The sequence below is a fragment of the Kitasatospora sp. NPDC057542 genome, from assembly GCF_042801945.1.
Taxonomy (GTDB): domain Bacteria; phylum Actinomycetota; class Actinomycetes; order Streptomycetales; family Streptomycetaceae; genus Kitasatospora.
In genome coordinates this window covers 1-5,467 of record NZ_JBHVFE010000546.1, presented here as the reverse complement: position 1 = coordinate 5,467, position 5,467 = coordinate 1, and the positions used below count along the sequence as shown (strand labels likewise).

Annotated in this window: 7 protein-coding genes; 5 read left to right on the top strand and 2 right to left on the bottom strand. The window is 71.5% G+C overall.

Features of this window, described 5'->3' with window-relative positions; translation table 11 throughout:
• Positions 1-477: 477 nt before the first annotated feature.
• Complete coding sequence (locus ACFU7Y_RS39120) at positions 478-1,278, top strand: phytanoyl-CoA dioxygenase family protein (protein ID WP_380771213.1); 801 nt, start codon at positions 478-480, stop codon at positions 1,276-1,278.
• On the top strand, positions 1,275-1,835 hold the full coding sequence (locus tag ACFU7Y_RS39115; protein ID WP_380771211.1) for a DUF6309 family protein: 561 nt from the start codon (positions 1,275-1,277) through the stop codon (positions 1,833-1,835). Before ACFU7Y_RS39120 ends, ACFU7Y_RS39115 begins: the two co-directional genes overlap by 4 nt.
• Here the strand turns inward: ACFU7Y_RS39115 and ACFU7Y_RS39110 are convergent.
• The gene (locus tag ACFU7Y_RS39110) at positions 1,788-2,537 is read right to left on the bottom strand and encodes an SDR family oxidoreductase (RefSeq protein ID WP_224277290.1); all 750 of its coding nucleotides are present in this window, start codon (positions 2,535-2,537) and stop codon (positions 1,788-1,790) included. The two genes, ACFU7Y_RS39115 and ACFU7Y_RS39110, sit on opposite strands and share 48 nt — an antisense overlap.
• Positions 2,538-2,630: 93 nt before the next feature.
• Here ACFU7Y_RS39110 and ACFU7Y_RS39105 point away from each other — a divergent pair, with 93 nt between their 5' ends.
• Positions 2,631-3,974, top strand: a complete 1,344-nt coding sequence (locus ACFU7Y_RS39105; protein ID WP_380771210.1) for an aspartate aminotransferase family protein — start codon at positions 2,631-2,633, stop codon at positions 3,972-3,974.
• Positions 3,975-4,047: 73 nt separating this feature from the next.
• On the opposite strand, the gene ACFU7Y_RS39100 is transcribed toward ACFU7Y_RS39105, so the two are convergent.
• Positions 4,048-4,425, bottom strand: a complete 378-nt coding sequence (locus tag ACFU7Y_RS39100; RefSeq protein WP_380771209.1) for an alanine--tRNA ligase-related protein — start codon at positions 4,423-4,425, stop codon at positions 4,048-4,050.
• 42 nt (positions 4,426-4,467) lie between these two features.
• Between ACFU7Y_RS39100 and ACFU7Y_RS39095 the strand changes: the two genes are divergently transcribed.
• Both ACFU7Y_RS39095 and ACFU7Y_RS39090 read left to right on the top strand, forming a co-directional pair.
• The gene (locus tag ACFU7Y_RS39095; protein ID WP_380771208.1) at positions 4,468-5,067 is read left to right on the top strand and encodes a GNAT family N-acetyltransferase; all 600 of its coding nucleotides are present in this window, start codon (positions 4,468-4,470) and stop codon (positions 5,065-5,067) included.
• Positions 5,068-5,071: 4 nt separating this feature from the next.
• Positions 5,072-5,410 (top strand): hypothetical protein, encoded by a 339-nt coding sequence (locus ACFU7Y_RS39090; RefSeq protein ID WP_380771207.1) that lies wholly within the window; start codon positions 5,072-5,074, stop codon positions 5,408-5,410.
• Positions 5,411-5,467 lie beyond the last annotated feature (57 nt).

Sequence of the window (5,467 nt, the reverse complement as noted above, 5' to 3'; positions counted from 1 at the left end):
GGCCACGACCGGCCCCAGGCGCCCGGTTCATGCGGTGCCACGGCGGTGCGCCGCGACATCCGCCCTGGTGTCCGTGCTCGTTGACACGCGACGGCTGTTCGACGAGGGCGCAGAGCTCGGAACTCTTTGGTGCTCCGGGCCGGAAAGTGCTCCTGACTTTCGGCGATGTCAGCGCAACCAGCCCGCCGGACACCCGACGCAGACCGCTACTGGCCGCCGTTCACCACCCGTTCTGACACGCATCCGGCACGTGCCGAAGCCGTCCGAGCCGAAGCCGGCACCCAAAGGCCCGGACCCTGCCGGCTCGCCAGGCGAGGTCGTCGTACCGAGTCCCCCAGGCCGTCACGGACGGTCCGATCCCTTTCAGTCACTTGCCGTCGCACAGGTATGGCACGGTCCGCCATCGGATAGACACTCTCGGGCATCATCGTGTCCCCGAGGCTGCGGGCGCATGAATACAGGGGGGTGTATCCGCCTATGGTGGATGTCGCGGCGGTCGATGTGCAGGTTCGGGAGTTCTCCGAGCGGGGGTGCCTGGTACTCCCGGGCTGGCTTCCACCCGCCCTCGTCGAACGCCTCGCAGGCGAGGTGGACTACTGGGTGGACGCCGGTTGGCGGCAGCAGTCGATCGATGCCTGCCTGCGCCCCGTCGGCGCCACGGCGCCCAAGCTCGTCGAGCTGGACCTGGAGGCGCACGGCGAGTTGGCGGTGCATCCACCGCTGCTGGACCTGCTCTCCAGGAGCGAACTGCTCGGCCGCTCCTTCGTCTTCCACCACCTGCACAGTGACCGCCGTCCGTGCGCCGGCGCGGGTAAGAGCTGGCACCACGACTACGAGCAGCCGGCCGGAAGCGGTCGTCGCCACCCGATGGTCCACGCCCTGCACTACATCCACGGCCTGCGCCCCGGCATGGGCGCTCTGGTGGTCCTGCCCGGCTCGCACCGGGAGCACCTCGGCAAGCAGGCCCGCGGCCACCTGGGCACGGACGAGATCCCGGGAGAGGCGCTGATCGACGACCTGCCGCCGGGATCGACCGTGGTGCTGCACTCCGCCCTCTTCCACACCCGCCGTCCTCCCGCCGTGCCGGAGGCCGGGCCGCGGTACATGATCGACGCCTCCTACTGCCGCACGGGCGCGCTCTGGCCGCCTGTCAAGCCGTACTGGCGGCAGGTCCTGGACGTCGCCCACCGCAGGGGTCTGGCCCGCGAGCGCTGGCCGGAACTCTTCGCCGAGCGGCACTTCACCGAGTACGTCCCGGCAGTGAGGACAGGGGCATGAGGGTTCTGGAGGCCGTACCGTTCGAGGCGGTCATGGACCACTTCGCGCAACAGCACCCCTGCGACCCGCAGGACAGCGCCAACTCCAACGACGAGGCCCAGGGCCATATCCGCAACGCGCAGTCCACTCTTCAAGGCCGTTGGCACAGGGTGCTGTTGGACGGTCCGGAGGTCCTGCGGGTGGTGCTCCCGTGGCACCTGGGCGAGGACGGGGAGGTGGAGCTGATCCCCCGCACCGGCCTCACCGTGGCCGACGCCGCCCGCCGGCTGACCCGTCTGCACGCCACCTACGCCACGACCAATCCGCTGTGCGCGGCCAAACTCGCCCGACAGGCCACCGCGTCACCGCTACCCCTGTTCCTGAGCACGGTTCCGATGCCCGGCCCCGACTACGAACACCTGACGGTGCGCGGGGGGCTGATCCACCTCGACGGTCTGCACCGGATGCTCGCCTGGGCCACGGCCGACCGGCTGGTTCCCGACCGGTGGACGCCCGCGTACGTGGCGGGGCTATCCCCGGCCGACGTACGGCATGGAGCTGGGCATGACCAGGACTGACTGGATGTTCACCCCGCGCGGGAGGGCGGCCATGGCCCGGACCATGTCCACCACGTGCCGCACGTCCATGGTGGGCTCGACCCGCAGCGAGCCGTCCGCCTGCCGCACGGCCGGCTGCGGCCGGTCCTCGGGGGTGACGTTGCCGATGTCGATCTGGCCGCAGGAGATGTCGTAGCGCCGGCCGTCCAGGGACAGCGAGCGGGTCATCCCGGCGACGGCGTGCTTGGCCGCGGTGAACGCGATCGAATCCGGCCGCGGGACCTGCGCGGAGGGGGCGCCGTTGTTGATGATCCGCCCGCCCCGCGGATCCTGGTCCTTCATCAGCCGGAACGCGGCCTGGGAGCACAGGAAGGTGCCGGTGGCGATGGAACCCATGACGCGGTGCCAGTCCGCCACGCTCACCTCCTCGACGGGGACGTACGGCATGACGTCGGCGGCGTTGTTGAACAGCAGGTCGAGCCGGCCGTACCGGCGCGCCACGGCGTCGAAGAGGGCGTCCACCGCCTCGGGATCCGTGATGTCGGCGGGCATCGGCACAGCCCGGTCGCGCTGATCGGCCGGGGCGAGGGCGGCGGTCTCCTCCAGTGGCTCCGTGCGGCGCCCGACGAGCACCACCGTCCACCCGTCGGCCAGCAGGCCCAACGCGCAGGCCCGCCCGATGCCGCGTCCCGCTCCCGTGACGACCGCTGTGCGCACGACCACCTGACATCTCCCCTTCTCGTCCCACGGCCCCACCCGGGCACGCCGGTCATCCGAGCGTGCCCACCCACCCAACCCTCGAATCAGGAGCAGCACATGATTGGCGACATCCAGGCGCCGAACGGCACCGACGGCAGCCGCGTCTGGTACGAGCGGGCACGGAAGTCCCTCGCCGGCGGCATCAGCTCCTCCGCCCGGCTGACGTCCACCGGCCCGCACCCGTACCCGCTGTACATGGCCGAAGGCCGCGGAGCGCGCATCCGGGACGTCGACGGCAACGAGTACATCGACTACCTGGCCGCCTACGGCAGCGCCGTCCTCGGACACGCGCCCGCCGTTCTCACCGAGGCCCTGGAGCCGGTGCTGCACAGCGGCACGATGTTCGGCACCTGCAACACCGCGGAGGTCGAACTCGCCGAGCTCATGCGGGAGATGGTTCCGTGCGCAGACCTCGTTCGGTTCGCCAACTCCGGCAGCGAGGCCGTCCAGGGGGCCGTGCGCGCCGCCCGGGGCCACACCGGGCGGACGAAGGTCCTCAAGTTCGAGGGCCACTACCACGGTTGGACCGACGTGCTGGCGGTCTCCAACCGGCCCGCCGCAGACGACGCGGGCCCGTACGACCGGCCCCACCCCGTACCGCACTCTCCGGGCATCCCTGACGGGGTCGTGGACGACGTCGTGGTCTGCCCGTGGAACGACCCCGCCGCCCTGCGCGCCGCACTCGACGCTCACCGGGGCGAACTGGCCGCCGCCATCTGCGAGCCGATCGTCGCGAACAACGCCTGCACGATGCCCGTACCCGGATTCCTGGAGGTGCTGCGGCAGGAGTGCACACGACACGGCATCGTGCTGATCTTCGACGAGATCTGCACCGGCTTCCGGACCGCACCGGGCGGCGCGCAAGCCCTGTTCGGGGTCGTCCCCGACCTCGCGACCTACGCCAAGGCCCTGGGGGGCGGTCTGCCCATCGCCGCTTTCGCCGGTCGACGCGAGGTGATGGAAGCTCTCGCCACCGGCCGTGTCAAGCACGGCGGCACCTACAACGCCTCCCCCCTGTGCGCGACCGCAGCCCTGGCCACCCTGCGGGAGCTGAGGCGCCCGGAGGTCACCGAGCACATCGACACGGCCGGCCGCCAGATCATGGAAACCGTCCGACGGGCCGCCCACGACCGCGGCGTGCCCTGCGCGGTCCAGGGCGTCGGGGCCATGTTCCAGGTCGTGTTCACCCCCAGCGGCACCCCCACCACGCAGTACCGGGACCTCCTCAATGCCGACACCGCCCGCTACGCGGCGTTCCGCCACGAACTGCTCAAGCGGGGCGTCCACGTGAACGCGTACGGATCGGCCTGTTGGTTCGTCTCAGCCGCGGTCACCGCCGACGATCTGTCGGCCACGTGCAAGGCGGTGGAGGAGACCTTCGCCGCGCTGTCGGGTAGCTGACCTGCACGCTACGGGAGGTCCGCTCCGTGGAGCAGTTGACCACACTGCTCCACCTGGCACAGTCGACGCCCGTCTACGATCCCGTCCGCCCTGACGGCGATGGGGTCGGCCGGGACACCTCCCGAACCGACCGCACCGGCGCCCGCGGGCCGTCCTCGGCGGGCAGGACGCCGTCGGCGATGAGGCAGGCGATGGAGCGGGCGTGTGCGGTGACGACCTGGAAGGAGACCTTCTCCGCGCCGCCAGCGGAGCCGGTGCCGGGGTAGTCGCGGCCGGCGAGTTCCTGGACGGTGGTGAAGGTGGGCATGAGCAGATCGGTGCCGCACACGTTCTCGACGTCCTGGAGGATCGCGGTCAGGCGGTCGAGGCCGAGGCCGGCGATGCTCTGCTGGGCGAGGTCGCCGAGGATCGGGAGGCAGCCCCAGTATCGCGAGGCGGGGGCCGCCCCCACCTCGGCCCTCGTCCGGTGACCCCACGGATAGGCTCCGCAGCCATGACCCCACTCCACCTGACCGGCCCCAACCTGGCACTGCGCGAAGTCGAACCCGAGGACACCGAAGCCCTCCTGGCCATCTACGGCGACCCCGAGGCCACCCGGCACCTCAGCTTCGAACCCCGCACCCGCGAACAGGTCGAAGCGATCACCGCCCGCTCCATCGACTCCGCACACGCCACCCCGCGCACCGAGTACTGCCTCGCCATCACCCGGCGCGGCGAACATCGGCTGATCGGCTACGCGCGCCTGGCCACCGAGCCGCAGCAGGCCGCCACCATCGGCTTCGCCCTCCACCCGGCCACATGGGGCAAGGGCCTCGGCACCGAGACCGTCCACCTGCTGTGCGCCCTCGGCTTCAACAGCCTCGGCCTGCACCGCATCTGGGCCGCCCGCTCCCCGCTCAACGAGGCATCGGCCCGGACCCTGCTCCGGGCCGGGATGACCGAGGACGGCCGGATCCGCGACCACGTCTTCGTTCACGGCGCCTGGCGCGACTCGATCACCTACTCGATCCTGGAACACGAGTGGGCACCGATCGACGGGCTGGAAGCGGACGGAGCCGCTGAATCCGATGGCGGGCACAGCCCGGGAAGGTGATCCCGTGCTGCCCGAGCCGCCCATCGTGATCCCCGGCGTCGCCGGGTTCGCCCGCGGCGACGTGCCCGACCCGCCGGCGACCGACGACGGCAACGCCTGGGTCGACGGCTTCTGCCGGCTGCACTGCGGCCAACAGTGGACCCGTGTCCTGTGGATCGGCCCCGCTCACGTCGCCGGCGCCCAGGCGCCCATGTATGCCTGCGGGCCCTGCATCCGCGAGCTTCAGGAACGGGTCTGGCGCTCGATCCCGTTCAACGATGAGCCGTCCTGTCCGGCACAGCCCGCCCCGCAGGGTCGAGAACCCCGGCCGGCGGGCCTACAAAGGGGCAGGTGCGGCCGATGATCGCCGGATCCACCCGGTACCGAGCGGTCCCTCGGTGCGGGGCGGGCCGCCCCGCAC

Coding starts and splice junctions, on each gene's coding strand:
- ACFU7Y_RS39120 (WP_380771213.1), top strand. CDS start 478: ATGGTGGATGTCGCGGCGGTCGATGTGCAGGTTCGGGAGTTCTCCGAG.
- ACFU7Y_RS39115 (WP_380771211.1), top strand. CDS start 1,275: ATGAGGGTTCTGGAGGCCGTACCGTTCGAGGCGGTCATGGACCACTTC.
- ACFU7Y_RS39105 (WP_380771210.1), top strand. CDS start 2,631: ATGATTGGCGACATCCAGGCGCCGAACGGCACCGACGGCAGCCGCGTC.
- ACFU7Y_RS39095 (WP_380771208.1), top strand. CDS start 4,468: ATGACCCCACTCCACCTGACCGGCCCCAACCTGGCACTGCGCGAAGTC.